This window comes from Mycobacterium parmense (assembly GCF_010730575.1).
Taxonomy (GTDB): domain Bacteria; phylum Actinomycetota; class Actinomycetes; order Mycobacteriales; family Mycobacteriaceae; genus Mycobacterium; species Mycobacterium parmense.
The window spans coordinates 4,507,882-4,527,116 of sequence record NZ_AP022614.1; the positions used below are offsets into that span (position 1 = coordinate 4,507,882).

22 protein-coding genes, 1 tRNA gene and 1 other RNA gene are annotated in these 19,235 nt (G+C 70.0%); 12 read left to right on the plus strand and 12 right to left on the minus strand.

Going from position 1 to position 19,235, the window contains the following annotated elements:
* Positions 1-12 precede the first annotated feature (12 nt).
* Together G6N48_RS20820 and G6N48_RS20825 are read left to right on the plus strand one after the other, a co-directional pair.
* A complete protein-coding gene (locus tag G6N48_RS20820; protein WP_085270307.1) occupies positions 13-594 on the plus strand; it encodes a TetR/AcrR family transcriptional regulator in 582 nt (193 codons plus the stop codon).
* An 85-nt stretch (positions 595-679) separates the two neighbouring features.
* Positions 680-1,882 (plus strand): cytochrome P450, encoded by a 1,203-nt coding sequence (locus G6N48_RS20825; protein ID WP_085270308.1) that lies wholly within the window; start codon positions 680-682, stop codon positions 1,880-1,882.
* On the opposite strand, the gene G6N48_RS20830 is transcribed toward G6N48_RS20825, so the two are convergent.
* Entirely contained in the window at positions 1,879-2,490 is a 612-nt protein-coding gene (locus tag G6N48_RS20830; protein ID WP_085270309.1) for a TetR/AcrR family transcriptional regulator, read from the minus strand. The genes G6N48_RS20825 and G6N48_RS20830 overlap by 4 nt on opposite strands.
* 330 nt (positions 2,491-2,820) lie before the next feature.
* Between G6N48_RS20830 and G6N48_RS20835 the strand changes: the two genes are divergently transcribed.
* The gene (locus G6N48_RS20835; RefSeq protein ID WP_085270310.1) at positions 2,821-3,207 is read left to right on the plus strand and encodes a PPOX class F420-dependent oxidoreductase; all 387 of its coding nucleotides are present in this window, start codon (positions 2,821-2,823) and stop codon (positions 3,205-3,207) included.
* Positions 3,208-3,264: 57 nt separating this feature from the next.
* Here G6N48_RS20835 and G6N48_RS20840 read toward each other — a convergent pair whose 3' ends face one another.
* The 3 genes from G6N48_RS20840 to G6N48_RS20850 form a co-directional block, all read right to left on the minus strand.
* A complete protein-coding gene (locus G6N48_RS20840; RefSeq protein ID WP_085270311.1) occupies positions 3,265-4,242 on the minus strand; it encodes an SDR family NAD(P)-dependent oxidoreductase in 978 nt (325 codons plus the stop codon).
* Positions 4,243-4,244: 2 nt separating this feature from the next.
* Positions 4,245-4,898, minus strand: coding sequence for a cutinase family protein (locus G6N48_RS20845; protein ID WP_085270312.1), 654 nt, complete (start codon positions 4,896-4,898; stop codon positions 4,245-4,247).
* Positions 4,899-4,961: 63 nt separating this feature from the next.
* Positions 4,962-5,135 carry a CsbD family protein gene (locus tag G6N48_RS20850; protein WP_085270313.1) on the minus strand — a complete coding sequence of 58 codons (174 nt, stop codon included), beginning with the start codon at positions 5,133-5,135 and terminating at the stop codon, positions 4,962-4,964.
* 21 nt (positions 5,136-5,156) lie between these two features.
* Between G6N48_RS20850 and G6N48_RS20855 the strand changes: the two genes are divergently transcribed.
* A complete protein-coding gene (locus tag G6N48_RS20855; RefSeq protein ID WP_139825869.1) occupies positions 5,157-5,393 on the plus strand; it encodes a hypothetical protein in 237 nt (78 codons plus the stop codon).
* A 13-nt stretch (positions 5,394-5,406) separates the two neighbouring features.
* Here the strand turns inward: G6N48_RS20855 and G6N48_RS20860 are convergent, their stop codons facing one another.
* Complete coding sequence (locus G6N48_RS20860; protein ID WP_085270315.1) at positions 5,407-6,462, minus strand: NAD(P)H-dependent amine dehydrogenase family protein; 1,056 nt, start codon at positions 6,460-6,462, stop codon at positions 5,407-5,409.
* 165 nt (positions 6,463-6,627) lie between these two features.
* Here G6N48_RS20860 and G6N48_RS20865 point away from each other — a divergent pair, with 165 nt between their 5' ends.
* Positions 6,628-7,008, plus strand: coding sequence for a hypothetical protein (locus G6N48_RS20865; RefSeq protein ID WP_085270316.1), 381 nt, complete (start codon positions 6,628-6,630; stop codon positions 7,006-7,008).
* Positions 7,009-7,021: 13 nt separating this feature from the next.
* Positions 7,022-7,765, plus strand: a complete 744-nt coding sequence (locus tag G6N48_RS20870; protein ID WP_085270317.1) for an enoyl-CoA hydratase/isomerase family protein — start codon at positions 7,022-7,024, stop codon at positions 7,763-7,765.
* Between the two features lie 3 nt (positions 7,766-7,768).
* Here G6N48_RS20870 and G6N48_RS20875 read toward each other — a convergent pair whose 3' ends face one another.
* Positions 7,769-8,566: a hypothetical protein gene (locus G6N48_RS20875; protein ID WP_085270319.1), complete on the minus strand. Its 798-nt coding sequence runs from the start codon at positions 8,564-8,566 to the stop codon at positions 7,769-7,771.
* Positions 8,567-8,653: 87 nt separating this feature from the next.
* Positions 8,654-8,739 (minus strand) — tRNA-Ser (locus G6N48_RS20880).
* A gap of 76 nt (positions 8,740-8,815) precedes the next feature.
* Between G6N48_RS20880 and ffs the strand changes: the two genes are divergently transcribed.
* From ffs to G6N48_RS20895, 3 genes are all read left to right on the plus strand, one after another.
* An RNA gene (gene ffs, locus G6N48_RS20885) (signal recognition particle sRNA small type) lies at positions 8,816-8,910 on the plus strand.
* A 65-nt stretch (positions 8,911-8,975) separates the two neighbouring features.
* Positions 8,976-10,268 carry an aminotransferase class I/II-fold pyridoxal phosphate-dependent enzyme gene (locus G6N48_RS20890; RefSeq protein ID WP_139825870.1) on the plus strand — a complete coding sequence of 431 codons (1,293 nt, stop codon included), beginning with the start codon at positions 8,976-8,978 and terminating at the stop codon, positions 10,266-10,268.
* Positions 10,269-10,300: 32 nt separating this feature from the next.
* Positions 10,301-12,145, plus strand: a complete 1,845-nt coding sequence (locus tag G6N48_RS20895) for a DNA polymerase III subunits gamma/tau (RefSeq protein ID WP_163670889.1) — start codon at positions 10,301-10,303, stop codon at positions 12,143-12,145.
* A gap of 4 nt (positions 12,146-12,149) precedes the next feature.
* On the opposite strand, the gene G6N48_RS20900 is transcribed toward G6N48_RS20895, so the two are convergent.
* Complete coding sequence (locus G6N48_RS20900) at positions 12,150-13,460, minus strand: class I SAM-dependent methyltransferase (protein WP_197745598.1); 1,311 nt, start codon at positions 13,458-13,460, stop codon at positions 12,150-12,152.
* Positions 13,457-14,860, minus strand: coding sequence for an FAD-binding oxidoreductase (locus tag G6N48_RS20905; RefSeq protein ID WP_085271234.1), 1,404 nt, complete (start codon positions 14,858-14,860; stop codon positions 13,457-13,459). The genes G6N48_RS20900 and G6N48_RS20905 overlap by 4 nt, the downstream gene beginning before the upstream one ends.
* Positions 14,861-14,936: 76 nt before the next feature.
* On the opposite strand from G6N48_RS20905, the gene G6N48_RS20910 reads away from it, so the two are divergent.
* A complete protein-coding gene (locus tag G6N48_RS20910; RefSeq protein ID WP_085271233.1) occupies positions 14,937-15,374 on the plus strand; it encodes an SRPBCC family protein in 438 nt (145 codons plus the stop codon).
* Here G6N48_RS20910 and G6N48_RS20915 read toward each other — a convergent pair.
* Positions 15,371-16,144: an Rv3717 family N-acetylmuramoyl-L-alanine amidase gene (locus G6N48_RS20915; protein ID WP_085271239.1), complete on the minus strand. Its 774-nt coding sequence runs from the start codon at positions 16,142-16,144 to the stop codon at positions 15,371-15,373. The two genes, G6N48_RS20910 and G6N48_RS20915, sit on opposite strands and share 4 nt — an antisense overlap.
* 97 nt (positions 16,145-16,241) lie before the next feature.
* Between G6N48_RS20915 and G6N48_RS20920 the strand changes: the two genes are divergently transcribed.
* The gene (locus G6N48_RS20920; RefSeq protein WP_085271232.1) at positions 16,242-16,607 is read left to right on the plus strand and encodes a YbaB/EbfC family nucleoid-associated protein; all 366 of its coding nucleotides are present in this window, start codon (positions 16,242-16,244) and stop codon (positions 16,605-16,607) included.
* Between the two features lie 12 nt (positions 16,608-16,619).
* Positions 16,620-17,231: a recombination mediator RecR gene (gene recR / locus G6N48_RS20925; RefSeq protein ID WP_085271231.1), complete on the plus strand. Its 612-nt coding sequence runs from the start codon at positions 16,620-16,622 to the stop codon at positions 17,229-17,231.
* A gap of 33 nt (positions 17,232-17,264) precedes the next feature.
* Here recR and G6N48_RS20930 read toward each other — a convergent pair whose 3' ends face one another.
* Positions 17,265-17,972 (minus strand): type 1 glutamine amidotransferase, encoded by a 708-nt coding sequence (locus G6N48_RS20930; protein ID WP_085271230.1) that lies wholly within the window; start codon positions 17,970-17,972, stop codon positions 17,265-17,267.
* Entirely contained in the window at positions 17,965-19,194 is a 1,230-nt protein-coding gene (locus G6N48_RS20935; RefSeq protein WP_085271229.1) for a Mur ligase family protein, read from the minus strand. Before G6N48_RS20935 ends, G6N48_RS20930 begins: the two co-directional genes overlap by 8 nt.
* Positions 19,195-19,235 lie beyond the last annotated feature (41 nt).

A 19,235-nucleotide genomic window follows, 5' to 3' on the forward strand; every position in this document is an offset into this window, starting at 1 on the left:
TAACGTGACGGCATGTCAGCACCCACCCGCGCGCCGCGCGCGAGCGGGCGCGGGGCACGCGAGAGGATCGAGCGCGCCGCGGCCCGGCTCTTCTACCGCAACGGAATCCACGCGACCGGGGTCGAATCGATCGCACGCGAGGCCCACGTGTCGAAGCGGACGCTCTATGCGCACTTCGCCAGCAAGAATGACCTTGTCGACGCCTACCTGCGCGGCTTCGAGGCTCGGGGCCTGCCGGCCGAACGGCGCCTGGACGACACGACCCTGGCCGCCCGGGACCGACTGCTGGGCATCTTCGAGATGCCGAGCCGGGATGTGTTGCGCGGCTGCCCCTTTCACAATGCCGCCGTTGAATCCGCCGGCTTCCTGGTGAGTGCCGACGACATCGTGCGCTCGCACAAGCTGCGCGTTACGGGCCGCCTGGTCGCGCTCGCGCGCGAGGCCGGCGCCGCCGATCCCGACCTGTTGGGCCGGCAGCTGGCCGTCCTCTTCGAGGGCGCCGCGGCGATGGCGACGTCGCTGAACGACACCGCACCCGTCGCGCATGCCCGCACAGCCGCCGCCACGCTGATCGACGCCGCGCTGAACGCTTGACTCGCGAATCGGACAACTGCTAGACAGGGCCTGCACCCAGATTTGGGCGATCGCCCAAAACTGGGAGCGCGAAGTGAGGAGCCCGATGACTCTGGCCAACGACACGGACGTCTACTACGACCCCTACGACGTCGACATCATCGCCGATCCGTACCCGGTCTACGCCCGGCTGCGTGAGGAGGCGCCGATCTACTACAACCAGACGTACGACTTCTGGGCCCTATCAAGGCATTCCGACGTCGAGCAGGCGCTGGCGAACTGGCAGGTCTTCTCCAGCCGCCGCAGCGACATCCTCGAGCTGGTCAAGTCGACATACGACATGCCCGGCGGCGTCATGATGTTCCAGGACCCGCCCGAGCACACCAGGCTGCGCGGCCTGATGTCGCGCGTCTTCACCCCACGCCGGATGGCCGAGCTCGAAGACCAGATCCGCCAGTACTGCGTGCGGTGTCTGGATCCGCTGGTGGGCTCCTCGAGCTTCGACATCATCGCCGAGCTCGCCTCGATGATGCCCATGAGGGTGATCGGCATGCTGTTGGGAATCCCCGAGTCCGAGCAGGTCTCGGTCCGCGACGCCAACGACGCCAACCTGCGCACCAAACCCGGCGCGCCGCTGAAGGTGGCCGACGCCGACTCGATCGCCGACGGCCGGATATACGCCGACTACGTCGAGTGGCGCTCGCGCAACCCGTCCGACGACCTGATGACGGTGCTGCTCAACGTCGAGTTCGACGACGACGAAGGCGTTCACCGCAAGCTGACCCGCAACGAAGTGCTGCACTACACCCAGGTGGTCGCCGGTGCGGGCAACGAGACCACCGGCCGGCTGATCGGCTGGCTGGCCAAGGTGCTCGCCGAGCATCCGGACCAGCGCCGGCAGATCCACGAGGACCGGTCGCTGCTGAACCGCGCGGTCGACGAGACACTGCGCTTCGAACCCACCGGCCCCCACGTGGCCCGTTGGATGGCACAGGATTTCACCTGCTACGGCAGGACGGTTCCGGCGGGCAGCGCCATGCTGCTGCTGTTCGGCGCCGCCAACCGCGATCATCGCCGCTACACCGATCCCGACGCCTTCGACATCCATCGTGACAACATCTCGCACATCACGTTCGGCAAGGGCGTGCACTACTGCCTGGGTGCGAACCTGGCGCGACTGGAAGGCCGCGTCGCCCTCGACGAGATGCTCAACCGCTGGCCGGAGTGGGGAATCGACTACGGCACCGCCCAATTGGCGTCGACGTCGACGGTCCGGGGCTGGGAGCGGCTGCGGGTGGTGCCCAGCTAGTCCCCGGTGGGACGGCGAGACCGGGGTGCCGGCATCTCGAAGCGGTCGAGCAGGCGGTTGACCAACGCGACGGCGTCATCGTGTCCCCCGGACGAACCCAGACCCTGCTCCAGGATCAGGGTGCGGCCGATCGCGGTGATGATGACGGCGAGCCCGGCGGCAGGATATTCCTCGGCGTCCAGCTCATGCTGGCGCACAATGAAATTCAGGGCGGTGATCTGCTGCTCGCGCCACCGCTCCGACCAGGCGGCGATCTCCGCCCGGATCTCCTTGCGGTGGTTGGCCAGTCCCATGAACTCCAGCAGCAGCCGGGTGTCCTTGGGTTCGGTCAGGGTTTCCCAGAACGCGTGCAGCGGGCGGTCGGAAGCCAGCGCCTTCTGCTGGCGCTGCAGGTAGATCGCGGCACCGCGGCGGAAGACCGCCAGGTACAGCTCGTCCATCGTGGGGAAGTAGTAGTGCACGAGCGCGGGCTTGACTCCCGCCTTGGCGGCCACCCGGCGTGACGTGGCCGCGGCGTAGCCCTCCTCGACCATGAGTTGACTCGTGGCGTCCACCAGCATGTCGCGGGTGGTCGAATCGCGTGCCCTCGGTGGCCGCGAGGCGGTCATGGGCGAATGCCCTGCGCCGCGGGCAGATCGGCGTGGCGGGCGTGTCCCAAGGCGACCCGGTGGACCGCCCCGAAGATCAGCGCCATCGAGCCGTCTCGTTTCCCGTGGAGTCCGATACCTGAGCGACCGCCCAAATAATTAGTTGACATGCTTGCATCCCCGGCCCGCGGCGGTCAAGGTCGCAACCGGGAGTCGGCCGCGCGATCGCCGAACGGCTGCGCCGCGACGAGGGTGGCCGTCATCGACCTGTCCCGCACCCGCCGAGATGATTAAAAAGGTGAACTATTGGGGAAAGGTCTCTGGCAACCACCGATAGACAAGGACACCAGCGTGGCCACCACCTTCACCGACGTCATCTCGTCGAAGTATCTGCTCCTGACCACCTTCACCAAGGATGGCCGCCCCAAGCCGACCCCGATCTGGGGGGTGCCCGAAGGCGACAAGCTGCTGGTCATCACCGACGACGGCTCCTGGAAGACCAAGCGGATCAAGAACACGCCCAGAGTGACGCTCGCCAAGAGTGCCGCCCTGGGCAAACCCAAGAGCGACGCGGTCGAGGGCGTCGCGCGGGTGCTACCGAAGTCGGAGACCCGGCGCGTCTACAACGCCGTGATCAAGCGCTACTGGTACCACGCGTGGTGGTTCATTCCGCACTCGATCGTCCGCGGGGGCATCGACAAGGTGCACGTCGGCCTGGAGATCAAGCCCGCCGGCTAGTTGCCCTCCCACGACGTCGGAGAGGTCGCCCGCCGGCCCCGCATCCCCGGACGCCCCTCAGCGCCGGAGGGCGGCATAGGTGTCGGCGACGGTCTCTCGCGGGTCGCGGTAGGTGACGCCGAGCTCCCGCTCGCTGGGGGAGTCGTCAGAGGCCGGCATCTGGGTGTAGTACTGCATTCCCGCCCAGGTGATGGGCGTCTCGAAGGGCAGGAAGCGGCTGGCCTGGTCCAGCACCGCCCCCGCGACGCGCAGCGCGGTGTCGGGGATCGGCACGGCGACCATCGCCGTGCCGGCGACGTCGCCGAGGATGGCGGCAAGCTCGGGCACCGCAACACGGTGGCCGCCCGCGGTGTACCGGCGCGGACCGCGGCCGGGCTCCAGCAAGGCCGCGTGCAGCGCGGCCAGGTCGCGGACGTCGACGATCAGCCAGGCCGCGCCGCGTCCGGGGATGGTGTGCATCTGCACGGCGGCCTTGACGCCCTCGCCGGCCTCCCCGAACTGATTGCCGACCGGCGGGCCGAGCACCATACCCGGATAGGTGATGTTCACCGGTGCGCCCGCGTCCTGCAGGCCGCGCGCGTAGATCTCGACCTGCGCCTTGGAGGTTCCGTAGCCGTCGGCGCCGCCGACGACCGGCAGGTCCGCCGTCAGCGTGTCCAGGTCCTTGTGGAACAGCGCGGTGAAGCTCGACACGTGGATGATCGGGTCCAGGCCCAGTTCGACGGACTGCCCGAGGACGTTCTGCGCCCCCTGCATGTTGGTGGCGAGCATGTCGGCGGTCCGGCGCGGATCGGTGGCCACCAGGGCGGCGCTGTGCACCACGGCGTCGCAGCCCTGCAACGCCTCCCGCACCGACACCCGGTCGGTGATGTCGCCGACGGCGAAGTCGGAGGTGTCCACGCCCAGCGTGGCGACGGACGTCTCGAGCCGCGCCGGGTTGCGCACCAGAAACCGGATGTCGTGGCCCGCGTCGGCGATGGCCTTTGCGGTCCACCCGCCCACAAAGCCGGTGCCGCCGGTGACCAGAACGCGCATGGTCACAGGTGGCTGGACGCGAAGTCGGCGGCCTGGCCGGTCATGCCGTTGATCGGGTAGGAGACGTGGGCCGCCGGGTCGCCGCCGTTGCCGCAGATTCCGTCGCCGGAGGCGCACAGCTCGAGGGTCTTGGCCTGGTACTGCGGGCCGATGACGAGCGCGGGCGCGTGATATTTGTCCAGGAACTGGCCCGATGGCGTTCCGAACAGCGTCACCGCGGCGATGTGGTTGGCGATCTGGGGCGGCAGCGGCGGCGGCACCCCCGGCGGCGCGCCCTGCGGGATGGCCGGTGAAGTCGCGTAGCCGACGACGGCCGCGCCCTGCGAGTACCCCCCGATGACCTCTCGGGTGTTGGGGCAGTTCGCGGCCACGGACTCGATGTGGGCGCTGGCATCGCGGATTCCCTCGATGAACATCGCCGGGAAATCGCTGCTGGCGAAGTCCGTGCTGGCCGGGTAGTTGACCGGGTAGACGGCGAGCGAGCGCGAGCCGATCTGCGAGCGCAACGCGTCCACGAAGGGCCCGCCGACGCTGCCGAGGCCCGGGGCCTCCCCGGAACCGCGGGCGAACACCACCTCGACGTCGGGACAGGAATCGGCCCGCGCCGACGGGGTGGTCGCACCTGACGACGACGCACCGGCCACCGCCACCGTCATTGCGACAAGGGCGGTGAGCCGGCGCGCCGCGTGAACGTGTGTCGCCGACAAACCTCTGCTCACCTACTTCTTGAAGGCGTCCTTCACCTTCTCGCCGGCATCCTTGAGGCTCGAATTCGCCTGGTCGGCGCGGCCCTCGTTCTTGGTGTCGGCGTCGCCGGTCACCTTACCGACGGCTTCTTTGGCCCGCCCGCCCAAATCCTCGATCTTGTTCTTCAGCTTGTCTTCGCCGCTCATGTGCGTGCTCCCTTCGAGTTGATGGTTCTAACTACCCGGTCGGAGGTGCTCGCGAAACCCACCGTCGCGGCGATCACTGTCATGATGGTGTGCGTGAGCACCGCGATCGTGGTGGCGGTAGTGGCGGGGCTGATGCTGCTGGGCATCGGCATGGTGGCCAATCAGTTGATCCGCCTCCGCAGATACCTCCGGGAGGCACCGCCGGGTGAGGGCGCCCGCGAGCACCCCCAGGAAGCCCCCGACAATCCGACTCCCTGACAGCCGGCTCGGGTCAGGTCCTGGCGAAGCCGCGGGGCAGCGTCAGCGGGAGGTCGGCGTAGGTGGCGATGCCGGGCGCCGCGGCCACGACGGCCGGGATCGCGTTGATGGCGGGCACCGCCGTCATGATGTGGCCGAGATCCATGAACTCCTCGAGAGTGGTGGCCTCGAAGTAGGGCGGCGGCAGGAAGCCGACCTTGGTGGTCACCGTCGGCTGCCCGTCGATCTGGATCACCCAGCCGTCCTGCTCGATCTTCCAGTCGGGTTCCAGCGTCTGCCCCTTGCGCCAGCGGACGTTGAGGTCGATGAGTGTCTTGCCGTCGACGATGCCCTGCCAGCTGATGTAGGTGCCCGCGACGTGGCCCGCGGGGATGGTCCACGACGCCATCTCGAGATCCGCCGTGGTCTGGGCGAACTCGGCGACGCACGTGACGTCGTCGAGTTCGACGCCGAGCGCGTCGCCCACCAGCCGGACGGCCTCGCCGAAGATCGCCGTCCCCTTGGCGGCCATCGACGGCAGGTCGGGGTAGTGAATCGGCTGACCGAAGCCCACCGGCTTCTCCGTCTCGGGTGAGTCGTAGAACGTGGTGTCTGCGGCCTCGCTGACGGTGACCTTGTCGATGCGGTTGCACACCATCGCCGAGACGATCGCCAGCAGCTCGGCGAAGCCCGGGCTCACGCCGGACCCGAAGATGGTGGCGCCGCCCTTCTCACAGGCGTCCAGGATTCGCCGGCGGCCCTCGCCCAGGTTGTGCCCGGTGATGAACGACGCCGTGGTGACGACGTTGGCGCCCGCGGACAGGATCCGCACCACCTCGTCGACGCTGAACCACATCGGGTTGTAGACGACGCAGTCCGGTTTGAGTGCGAGGAGTTCGTCCACGTCGTTGGTGGCGGCGACCCCGAGCGGGGCGATACCGACCAGCTCGCCGGCGTCGCGGCCGACCTTGTCCGGGGACCAGGCGAAGCACCCGATGAGTTCCAGCGTCGGGTTGTCGGCGATCGACTTCAGCGAGCTCTTGCCCACGTTTCCGGTGTTCCACTGCACGACTCGATAGTTGTTTGGCACTCGCTCAGCATAGGGAAAGATGCCGCGCCGGGCGACAGTGAATTTCGCGACGCGAATCGCCGAACAATCGTCGCCGGATGCACGGCCGGCGGGTCCGACAGCAAACCCCGCGGTAGGCTGCCTCGATGTCGGCGCGACGACGCCCGGCGAAGGGAGACGCCTGCGATGCCCAGCGTGAAGTGGTTGGAAAAGCCTGAGGCGCACGACTTTCCGGCGGCAGCCGACTACCTTGCGTTGCTTGCCGACGCGCACACCGTCAAAGAGGTGACCGATCGGCTGCAGGCCGGCAGCATCGTGCACAAGAAGGCCAAGGACATCCTGCGGGCGGCGCAGCTGATCTTGTTGCCCACCGACAACCCGCATGTGGCCGCCGATCTGTCGAAGATCAAGAAGGGCCAGCCGCTGTCGCCCATCCTGCTGGTGCGCGGCGACTTCGCGACCGGGGTCCCGCTGCAGATCGCCGACGGCTACCACCGGGTGTGCGCCAGTTACCACACCGACGAGAACACCGACATCCCGGTGATCCTCGTCGTGGCGGATCGCTGAGCGGGAACCGGCCGTGATCGAGATCCGGACCGCGGGCACGGCGCAGGTGCTGACCCTGTCGTCGGGCCGGGTCAACGCACTCGACGTCGAGCTGCTCGAGGAGCTCACCCTGGCGGTGCGCGACCTGCGGGTCTCGGGGGCCGACGCGCTCGTCGTCACCGGCGCGGGGCAGGTGTTCAGCGCCGGGGTGGACCTCAAACGCGTCGTGGAGAGCGGCTCGGACTACACCGACCGGCTGGTCACGGCGCTCTCGGAGACCTACGAGGCGCTGTTCTGCTATCCCGCCCCGACCGTCGCCGCGATCAACGGCGCGGCGATCGCGGGTGGGTGCGTGCTCGCGTGCGCGTGCGACCGCCGACTGATCGGCCCGGACGCCGCGATCGGCGCGGCCGAGGTCCGCGTCGGCGTGCCCTTCCCCGTCGCCGCGCTCGAGGTGACGCGTCACGCCTGCGGACGCCACGCCGAGGAGGTACTGCTCGGGGGCCGCACCTACCGGGGAGCCGAGGCCGTCGCCGCCGGCCTGGCCGATTGCGTCGTCACCGACGACCTTCTCGGTGCCGCCGTGGCCGAGGCCTGGGACCTCGACGGCATCCCGGCGGACGCCTACGCCCACACCAAGGCCCAGCTGCGGGCCCCGACCATGGCGCGGATCCGCGAGCGCGCCGGCGTCGACGACGAGGTGCGCCGGATGTGGGGTGCCGAGGAGACGCGACAGCGCATCGCCGACTACGTGGAGCGGCTTCGCTGCCGCGACTGACCGCTACTCGTTGGGCTGTTCGTCGAGCGCGACGCCGCCGCGGGTGCGCCTGCGCCGCATCCGGTGCGAGCCCTTGCCCGTCGGGCGGCGGTTGCGCAGCCCGGCCCCGGCGTCTTGCGAGGCCCCGGCGTCCTCCGACGCCCCGGCCTCGTCTTCCTCCTCCGCCGACCCGGCTTCGGCGGTGTCGGCGCTGTCGGCGGCCGGCCCCGGCGCCGCTTCCGGCGCGCCGGGCTCCTCGGCCTCCGGCTCGCCTGCCTCGGCGGTCGCGGGTTCGTCGGACTCGGGCGCCGCGCTCGTCTGCGCCTTCTCAGCGTCCTTTTTGCGGCCCAGGCGACGACTCGCGGGTTTCTTGGCCTTGATGGGTTTGGGCGGCGGTGGCGGCAGCTCGGCGACGAAGGACAGGTAGAACCCGAACATGCCGAGCAGCGCGATCGCGGCGGCCGCGCCGTAGATCGCGAACAGGTACTGCCCGACCGAGTCGAGCTTGAGCCAGATCTCGCTGATCGCGGTGCCGACGATGAGCACACCGGCCAACACGTGGGCCACGATCGACCACGTCCTGATCGACAGGGCGAGCTGCGGGGTCCCCAGCTCCGGTTTGCGGCTGCGCAGCAAGACGAACACCACCGGCAGAGCCGCCAAGCCGACCAGCGCCCCCGCCGCGATCCGGCCGGCCATTCCCAACGCCTGCGGCATCTCGCCCATCAGCTCGTACCAGCGGGGCAGGACGCAGAAGAAGTAAAGGACGCCGGCGGCCAGCGAGAAGAGCGCGTGCCACAGCACGAACCACTTGCGGCCCATATGCCTCCTCAGGCTGGTGAGCTCGCGCCAGCCGAAGGCGATCAGAACCCACACGTCATCGTGCACGTCCGCGTTGCGGACCGGTTGCGGAGGATGCGGGATTTGAACCCGCGAGGGCTGTTAACCCAACCCGCGTTCCAGGCGAGCGCCATAGGCCACTAGGCGAATCCTCCGTGGCCATGGTAGCCGAGTGGGCCGGGCCGCCGAGACTGCCGCCGCCGGGCCCCGCGCGCCAGGTATTACACTCGCGATGGACCCCGCGCGGCGTCTATCCTGTGAACTCCCCCAGGGCCGGAAGGCAGCAAGGGTCAATGGGCTCTGTCGGGTGCGCGGGGTCCCCTGATGTCGGGGCCCCGGCCCGCGTGCCGGGAGCCCCCCTCTGCAAGGTCCGACAGCGAAAGAGCCCATGGTGTCGTTGGATTCCCTCAGCCCCGAAGAACTCGACGCGGCGCACGTCCGCCACCAGCAGGACTACACGCAGCTGCAGGCCAAGAAGCTGTCGCTGGACCTGACCCGCGGCAAGCCGGCCCCGGCGCAGCTCGACCTGTCCAACCAGCTGTTGAGCCTGCCCGGCGACGACTACCGCGACGCCGAGGGCACCGACACCCGCAACTACGGCGGCCTGCACGGCCTGCCCGGGCTGCGGGCCATCTTCGCCGAGCTGCTCGGCATGCCGGTGCAGAACCTGATCGCGGGCAACAACTCCAGCCTCGAGCTGATGCACGACCTCGTGGCCTTCTCGATGCTCTACGGCGGCGTGGACTCGCAGCGGCCGTGGAAGGACGAGCCGGCCGTCAAGTTCCTGTGCCCGGTCCCCGGCTACGACCGGCACTTCGCCATCACCGAGACGATGGGCGTCGAGATGATCCCCGTCCCGATCCTGCAGGACGGCCCGGACGTCGACCTCATCGAGGAGCTCGTGGCCGCCGATCCCGCCATCAAGGGGATGTGGGCGGTGCCGGTGTTCGCGAACCCGACCGGGGTCACCTACTCGTGGGAAACGGTGCGCCGGCTGGTCCAGATGCGCACGGCCGCACCGGATTTCCGGCTGTTCTGGGACAACGCCTACGCCGTGCACACCCTGACGCACGACTTCGTCCGGCAGGTCGACGTGCTGGGGCTCGCGGCCAAGGCGGGCAACCCGAACCGTCCGTACGTGTTCGCGTCGACCTCCAAGATCACCTTCGCCGGGGCCGGCGTCAGCTTCCTGGGCGGATCGCTGGGCAACATCGCGTGGTACCTGCAGTACGCGGGCAAGAAGTCGATCGGCCCGGACAAGGTCAACCAGCTGCGGCACCTGCGGTTCTTCGGTGACGCCGACGGCGTGCGCCTGCACATGCTGCGCCACCAGCAGATCCTGGCCCCGAAGTTCGCGCTGGCGCTGGAGGTCCTGCAGGATCGCCTCGGCGGCTCCAAGATCGCCTCGTGGACCGAGCCGAAGGGCGGCTACTTCATCAGCCTCGACGTGCTGCCCGGCACCGCGCGGCGGACCGTCGCACTGGCCAAGGATGCCGGCATCGCGGTCACCGAGGCGGGGGCGTCGTTCCCGTACCGGAAAGACCCGGACGACAAGAACATTCGCATCGCGCCCACCTTCCCGTCGTTGCCGGATCTGCGCGACGCGGTCGACGGGCTGGCCACCTGCGCGCTGCTGGCGGCGTCGGAGTCGCTGCTGGTCTCCGCGTCTTCCGGCGTGGGCTGAGATCGTCACCGGTCCCCGGTAGCCTGCTGACCGTGGCCCTCTACCGCAAATACCGACCGGCAACCTTCGCCCAGGTCGTGGGGCAGGAGCACGTCACCGAACCGCTGTCCATCGCTTTGGACGCCGGGCGGATCAACCATGCCTACCTGTTCTCCGGGCCGCGCGGGTGCGGGAAGACCTCGTCGGCGCGCATCCTGGCCCGGTCCCTGAACTGTGTGCAGGGGCCCACGTCGCAGCCGTGCGGCGTGTGCGAGTCGTGCACCGCGCTGGCGCCCAACGCGCCCGGCAGCATCGACGTGGTGGAGCTGGACGCGGCCAGCCACGGCGGCGTGGACGACACCCGCGAGCTCCGCGACCGCGCGTTCTACGCGCCGGCGCAGTCGCGCTACCGGGTCTTCATCGTCGACGAGGCGCACATGGTGACCACCGCGGGCTTCAACGCGCTGCTCAAGATCGTCGAGGAACCACCCGAGCACCTCATTTTCATCTTCGCCACCACCGAACCGGAGAAGGTGTTGCCGACTATCCGGTCGCGCACCCACCACTACCCGTTCCGGCTGCTGCCGCCGAAGACGATGCGGGCGCTGATCGGGCGGATCTGCGAGCAGGAGGGTGTCGTCGTCGACGACGCCGTGTATCCGCTGGTGATCCGCGCCGGCGGTGGCTCGCCGCGCGACACGCTGTCGGTGCTCGACCAACTCGTCGCCGGATCCGAAGCAGGTCCGGCGGGCTCGCACGTGACCTACCAGCGCGCGCTGGGCCTGTTGGGCGCCACCGACGTCGCGCTGATCGACGAGGCCGTCGACGCGCTGGCCGCCGGTGACGCCGCCGCGTTGTTCGGCGCGGTGGAGTCGGTGATCGACGCGGGGCACGATCCGCGCCGCTTCGCCACCGATCTCCTGGAGCGCTTCCGGGACCTGATCGTGCTGCAGGCCGTACCGGATGCCGTCAGCCGCGGCGTGGTGGACGCGCCCGAGGACGTGCTCGACCGGATGCGCGAGCAGGCGACCCGGCTCGGCCCGGGGACGCTGACCCGCTACGCCGAGGTGGTGCAGGCCGGCCTCGGGGAGATGCGCGGGGCGACGGCGCCGCGGCTGTTGCTGGAGGTCGTGTGCGCGCGGCTGCTGTTGCCCTCGGCCAGCGACACCGAGGCGGCGCTGCTGCAGCGCATCGAGCGGATCGAGACCCGGCTGGGCGTGTCGATCCCGGGCGCCGAGGTCGTCGCGCCCCCGCCCCGGCCGGCGCCCGCCGAACCGCCGGCCCCGCCCGTCCGTCCCCGCCGAACGGCCGCCCGGCCCGCCGAGCCGGCGGTCGCGCCCACGCCCCGGCCCGAGCCGCAGCGCGCGCCCGAACCCGCCCCGGCCGCGCCGGCGCCCGAACCGACCGCGGCCCCCGGGGAACTCAACGCGGCGGCGGTGCGCGCCATGTGGCCGACGGTCCGCGACAAGGTGCGTCAGCGCAGCCGCACCACCGAGGTGATGTTGGCCGGCGCCACGGTGCTCGCGCTGGAAGACGACACCCTGGTGTTGGCGCACGCGTCGGCGCCGCTGGCCAAGCGGCTGTCCGAACAGCGCAACGCCGACGTGATCGCCGAGGCGCTCAAGGATGCGCTCGGGGTGAACTGGCGGGTGCGGTGCGAGACCGGCGGACCGGCCGCCGCGCAAGCCCACCCCGGCAGCCCCGTTGGGCCCCCCGCGGCCAGGCCGGTCGCGCCCGCCCCGGACCTGGTGTCCGCGCAGCGCGACGAGGAGGAGGAGCACATGCTCGCCGAAGCCGTGCGCGAGGAGCCCTCGGGACCGCGGCGCGACCCCGAAGAGGTCGCACTCGAATTGCTGCAGAGCGAGCTGGGGGCGCGGCGCATCGACGGCGCCGGCTAGGTCCTCAGGGCCGCCACCACGGCCGCAGCGGCAGGGCGTCGTCGCCGCGCGCGTCGACGTTGGCTGCCAACACGTGGTGCAGCTGAAGGTTGTTCTGCTCGAAGGCCACCCGCGAGGCCGCCATGTACAGGCCCCACACTTTGGCGGTGGGCAACCCCACCTCGGCGACTGCGGAGTCCCAGTGCTCGACCAGGTTGCGGCACCAGTCGCGCAGCGTCATCGCGTAGTGGCGCCGGAAGTTCTCGGCGTGCAAGACTTCGAAGCCGGCGTCCTGGATCTCGGTCAGGATGCGCCCCGAGCCGGTCAGCTCCCCGTCGGGGAAGACGTAGCGGTCGGTGAAACCGCCCGCGAACGACGTCGACCGGTTGTCGTGCCGGGTGATGCAGTGGTTGAGCAGCAGGCCGCCGGTGCGCAACTTGGACTTCAGGAAGCCGAAGTATGCGGGGTAGTTCTTGACCCCGATGTGCTCGGTCAGCCCGATCGACGAGACGGCGTCGAAGTCGACCTCGGGCACGTCGCGGTAGTCGCAGTGGCGCACCTCGGCCAGCCGCCCCAGCCTTTCATGTTCGATCGCCCGCTGGGCCCACTTGGCCTGCTCGGCCGACAACGTCGCGCCGATCACCCGCACACCCTGGCGCGCCGCGTAGCGCACCATTGCGCCCCAGCCGCAGCCGACGTCGAGCAGCCGGTCGCCGGGCTGCAGCCGCAGCTTGTCGAAGATCAGCCGGTACTTGTTGTCCTGGGCCTCTTCCAGTGTCGCGTCGGCGTCGGGGTAGACCGCGCAGGTGTAGGTCATCGACGGCCCCAGCACCCACTCGTAGAAGGTGTTGGACACGTCGTAGTGGTGGTGGATGGCCTCGGCGTCCCGGTGCTTGCTGTGCATGAGGCCGTCGGCGACCCGGCGCCACCGCGGCGGCGCCTCCTGCGGCGGCGGCGCGACCGGCAGCAGACACTCGAGGCCGATCGAACGCACCACGTTCGCCAGCACCAGCGCCGACGGCCGCTTGAACTGCACCCGGTCGGTCAGCGTCTTGAGCAGTTGGTACGGGTCACCGGGATGCACGCCGTAGGTCTGCAGATCGCCCGACACGTACGCGCGCGCGAGGCCGAGCTCACCGGGCGCCGTGGCCAGGTAGGTGGCGCCGCGGGGGGTCCGCAGATCCAGCCCCAGGACGGCGTCCTGGCATCCCGCGCTGCTGCCGTCGTACGCGGTGAGCTTCAGCGGCTCGCGCGCCGCCGCGGTGAAGATTTCCAGCACCTCGGCCATGCTGAGCTTGCGCGCCAGGGTGCGGTTCGGGTCTTTGGTCGCCGTCATCGCCGTTGCACCGCCTTCGCGTAGAGATCGAGGAGACGAGAATCGGGATCGTAGGTCTTCTTTACGGTGTTGTAGGTTTCTCCGCCGTAGAGCGCGTCAAACTCCTCGCGGGAGTAGAAGGAATCCGAGTACAGCGACTTGTGCCCGTGCAGGCGGCTCACCTCGGCTTCGATCATCCGGTTGGTCGCACCCTCGGTGGCCGACGCCGGCACAGAGGACCAGAACCCGATGTTGACGTAGGTGTGGTCCGGCCGCATCGGGTACAGGGGCCAGCCCTCGGGCTCGCGCAGCCGCAGCGGGCACAACCACAGCGGCGTGATGGGCACGGTGGCCAGGAACCACTCCAGGAATTCGCAGGCCCGCTCGACGGGCACCTCGACGTCCTGCACCACCCGCTCGCGGGCCGGACGTCCGTTGCGCTTCTCGACCCAGTCGGACACACCGAAGCGCTGGTCGAGGCCGACGAGCTTGGAGTAGACGCTGCTGCGCCGATAGCGGCGCGGCCACCAGCGCCGCACCGCCGGGTTCTGCATGCCGAACGCGCGCGAGCACCAGAACCAGTCGGTGTCCCAGCGCCAGAAGTAGTCGTGGATGGTGAGCCGGTCGTCTTTGACGGCCCCCTGCGCACCGTTCGAGCCGGGGGAGTCGTGGCGGATCGACTGGTAGTAGATGTCCTTGCCGGTGTAGTCGCTGACCGGCCCGGGCGTCGCGGTGCGTCTGCCCACGCACAGGTAGCTCTCGTCGGGGCTGAACACCACCCCATCCAGATAATCCACGGGGGTGCCGCCCTGGCCGCCGGTGTCGATGATGCGTTCCATCGCCGAGATCATGTCCGGCAGCGAGCCAAACCTGATGTGCCGCAACGCAACAAAGGGCGGGACAGGTTCCAGCTCGATCCGGAGCCGGGTCGAATACCCAAGGGAACCATAGGAATTGGGAAAAGCGCGGAACAGGTCCGAATGCTGGGTGCGCGATGCGGTGAGCAGATCCCCGGCGCCGGTGAGGATGTCCATCTCGAGCACCGATTCGTGGGGCAGGCCGTTGCGAAACGACGCCGACTCGATGCCCAGGCCGCTGACCGCGCCGCCGAGGGTGATGGTCTTCAATTGCGGGACGACAAGTGGCGAAAGGCCGTACGGCAGCGTCGCGGCGACCAGGTCCTCGTAGGTGCACATGCCGGCGACGTCGGCGGTGCGGGCGTCGGGATCGACGGACAGGACGCCGGTCAGGCCCGAGGTGTCCAGCCCGGGCGCGTCGCGTTTGGTCCGGGCGCGGAACAGGTTTGACGTCGGCTTGGAAAGTCGGACGGCGGAGGTTGCCGGGATGGACCGATAGCTGGCCAGCAACCGCTCGACGCCCGACCGATGGTTCGACAGTGCAGATCCAGGGACTGGCACCACATATACCCTAGTCTTCGACAACTGGCCGTGCACCCGTGCGCGGGCGGATCGCAGGCCGATACACGAGGAGTTTCTCTTGGGACAGGTGAGCGCAGCCAGCACGATTCTGATCAACGCCGAGCCCGCGGCCACCCTGGCGGCCGTCGCCGACTATCAGACGGTGCGCCCGAAGATCCTTTCGCCCCAGTACAGCGAATACCAGGTGCTGCAGGGCGGGCAGGGGGCCGGCACCGTCGCCAAGTGGAAGCTGCAGGCGACCAAGTCACGCGTGCGCGACGTCCGGGTCGACGTCGACGTCGCCGGCCACACCGTCATCGAGAAGGACGCGAATTCGTCGATGGTGACCAATTGGACGGTGGCTCCCGCCGGGCCCGGCTCCAGCGTCACGGTGAAGACCAGCTGGACCGGCGCCGGCGGCGTCAAGGGCTTCTTCGAGAAGACGTTTGCGCCGTTGGGCCTGAAGAGGATTCAGGCGGAGGTGCTGGGCAACCTCAAGAGGCAGCTGGAGGCCTAGCGCGCCTGGCCCTGGGTGGCCAGGAAGCCCGCGACCCCGCGGGTGAGCGCGTCGGCGTACTTCTGCCTGCCGTCGGGCGACTCCATCAGCGCCGAGTCCGCCGGGTTTTTCATGTTGCCGCACTCGACCAGGATCGACGGGTACTGCGCCAGATTCAGGCCGGTCAGGTCGGAGCGCCCGTAGAGGCCGCCCTGGCCGATGTAGTTGGCGGGAGGGATGCCCGACGCCTGCATCTGGTCGCGCATGATTCGGGCGAACTGGACCGACGGCCCGGCCTGCGTCTGGTTCAGCGGTGGCGCCGAGTAGTTGACGTGGAAGCCCCGGCCCGACGGCGGGCCGCCGTCGGCGTGGATGCTCAGGATCGCGTTGGGATGCAACGCGGTGGCCATGTTGGCGCGCTCGTCGACGCACGGTGCGAGGCCGGTGTCGTTGCCGCGTGACATGGCCGTCCGGACGCCCAGCGCGTTCAACTCGGCGCGCAGGCGCAGCGCGGTGTCCCAGTTGAAGGTGTGCTCCTGGTACCCGGTGTTGGTCGCCGTACCGCTGGTCTGGCAGTCCTTGGTGCCGCCGCGGCCGGTGGGCACCTGGCGGGTGATCGAAGCGTCGTTGGAGCCGTTGTGGCCGGGGTCGATGAAAACCACCATCCCGGCGATGTTGGAAGGGGCCGGCCAGGCGGCCGGGATCGCCGTCGGGATGATCGCCGCCGAGGCCGCGACCAACGCACCGAACGCCAGTCTGATTCCGACACGGGTGCTCACTCGTAGGTCCACGGCGCAAAGGTAGCGGCGCGCGTCTACGCTGGGGGTTTCGAATCGCCCGACATCCACAGGCGAAACCAACTCGAGACCAAGATGCGAGGGAATTGTCATGCAACCCGGAGGCGACATGTCGGCGCTGCTCGCCCAGGCGCAGCAGATGCAGCAAAAGCTACTTCAGGCCCAGCAACAGCTCGCCAACGCCGAGATCCACGGCCAGGCCGGTGGGGGCTTGGTCAAGGTCGTCGTCAAGGGCAGCGGCGAGGTGATCGGGGTGCAGATCGATCCCCAGGTCGTCGATCCCAACGACATCGAGACCCTGCAGGACCTGATCGTCGGCGCCATGGGCGACGCGTCCAAGCAGGTCACCAAGATGGCGCAGGAGCGGCTCGGCGCGCTGGCCGGCGGGATGGGCGCTCCGCAGGCGCAGCCGGTGGGCCAGCCGCCCGCGCCGCCGACGCGCATGCCGGAGCTGTGACGTCGCACCCGCATGTTTGAGGGACCTGTCCAGGATCTGATCGACGAGCTCGGCAAGCTGCCGGGGATCGGGCCCAAGAGCGCGCAGCGCATCGCCTTCCATCTGCTGTCGGTCGAACCGCCCGAGATCGACCGGCTGACCGGGGTGCTCGCCAAGGTGCGCGACGGCGTGCGGTTCTGTGCGGTGTGCGGCAACGTCTCCGACGACGAGCGCTGCAGGATCTGTTCCGATCCGCGGCGCGACGGGTCGCTCGTGTGCGTGGTCGAGGAGCCCAAGGATGTCCAGGCCGTCGAGCGCACCCGCGAGTTCCGGGGCCGCTACCACGTGCTGGGCGGCGCGCTCGACCCGCTGTCCGGCGTCGGCCCCGAACAGCTGCGGATCCGCGAGCTGCTCAGCCGGATCGGCGAGCGGGTCGACGACGTCGACATCACCGAGGTGATCATCGCCACCGATCCCAACACCGAGGGCGAGGCGACCGCCACCTACCTGGTCAGGATGCTGCGCGACATCCCCGGCCTGACCGTGACCCGCATCGCGTCGGGGCTGCCGATGGGCGGCGACCTGGAGTTCGCCGACGAGCTGACGCTGGGCCGCGCGTTGACGGGCCGCCGGGCGATGGCCTGATCTCGGTTCCTCAGTCGCGAAGGCGGATGGCCCTCAGCGCGCCGCCAGGCGTTCCCGCCGCAGCATGTCCACCTCGGGCAACTCCAGGGGCGCGAGGTCGCCGACCACCTTCGCCAGCAGCAGGTCGGCCAGCTCCGGGTTGCGGGCCAGGCACGGCCCGTGCATGTAGGTCGCGACGACGGAGCCCTGCAGCGCGCCGTCGAAGCCGTCCCCGGCCCGGTTTCCCCCGCCCTTGACCACCGCGCCCAACGGCGCCGCCGCCGCGCCCAGGACCGTGCCGCCCCGATGGTTCTCGAAGCCGGTCAACGGCTGGGTCAACCCGGCGGCCAGCGGCTTGGTGACCAACTCGCCGATGGTCCGCGCCTGCTGCGGCGACGTGGTGGCGTCCAGCAGGCCGACGCCGTCGACCCGCTCGCCGGCCGACGTTTCGTACCAGTGACCGAGCACCTGGACGGCCGCGCAGATCGCCAGCACCGGCGCGCCCCGGGCCGCCGCGCGCTGGAGCCCCGGATACCGCAGCAGGTGCCGGGTGGCCAGCCGCTGCGCGTAGTCCTCCGCGCCGCCCAGCGTGTACAGGTCCAGCTCCTCGGGCACCGGGTCGGCCAGCGTGATCTCGACGATCTCGGCGGGAACGCCGCGCAGGCGCAGCCGCTGGCGCAGCACCAAGGCGTTGCCGCCGTCGCCGTAGGTGCCCATCACGTCGGGCAGCACCAGCCCGATCCGGACGGCCGACTCAGCCATGGCGGGCCAGCGCTCGCTGTAATTGGAGGAAGGCCGTGTAGTTGGCGATCACCTCCACCCGCCCGGGTGGGCAGGACGCGATGGCGGACATGGTGTCGTGCACCAGGGTGTGCTCGACGCCCGCGTAGCCGAGGCGGACGGCCAGGTCGGTGCCGCGCTCGCCGGCGGCGACGACCCGGGTCTCCTCGAGATGCTCGAAGCGCACGTCCCACAGCCACGACAGGTCCTCGCCGTCGGGCACCTGCCCGTTGACCGCGATGACCACCCCGGGGGCGCCCTTGTCCACCATCGACAGCGCCTCCTGCCAGCCGGCCGGATTCTTGGCCAGCAGGACCCGGGCCTCGTGCGCGCCGAGCCGGACGGTCCGGTAGCGTCCGGCGACTTCGTCGACCTGGCAGACCGCCGTCACCGCCTTCGCGGGGTCGGCGCCCAGCGCTACGGCGGCGGCCACCGCCTGCGCGGCATTGCCCCGGTTGACCGCTCCCGGCAGCGCCAGCCGCATCGGCAGCGCCAGGCCGTCGGGGCCGTAGAGCGTGTCGTCGTCGAACCACCATTGCGGGCTGGGGCGCTTGAAGTCGGCGCCGGTGGAATACCAGTGCCCCCGCTCGCGGACGATCACCTCGCCGCTGCGCGGGCAGCTCACCGAGTCGTTCGCCCAGGAGCCGCCCGCGGCCACCCACACCACGTTGGCGCTGTCGTAGGCGGCCGAGGTCATCAGCACGTCGTCGCAGTTGGCGACGACCACCGCCCCCGGGTGCCGCAGCAGGCCGGCGCGCAGCGTGCGTTCGATGACGTTGATCTCCCCGACTCGGTCGAGCTGGTCGCGCGACAGGTTGAGCATGATGACGACCGCGGCGTTCACGGCGTCCATGACGTGCGGGACGTGCATCTCGTCGACCTCCAGCGCCGCCAGCGCGGCACCGCGGTCGGCGGCCAGCGCGGCGACGAGGCCGGCATCCATGTTGGCGCCCTCGGCGTTGGTGGCGACGGCGCCGAGCGTGCCCAGGGCGGCCGCCGTCATGCGCGTGGTGGTCGACTTGCCGTTGGTTCCGGTGACGACGACGGTGCGCCGCCCCGCCGCGAGCTGGCGCAGCACCGAGCGGTCCAGCGTCATTGCCACCAGGCCGCCGATCATCGCCCCGGCGCCGCGGCCGGTCACGCGCGACGCCCAGCGCGCGCCCGCTCCGGCGGCCAGCGCCAGGCGGGCGCGAGTGGTGATCACGCCGGTGAGTTTATGTGGCGCCGATTGCCGACACGATGCGG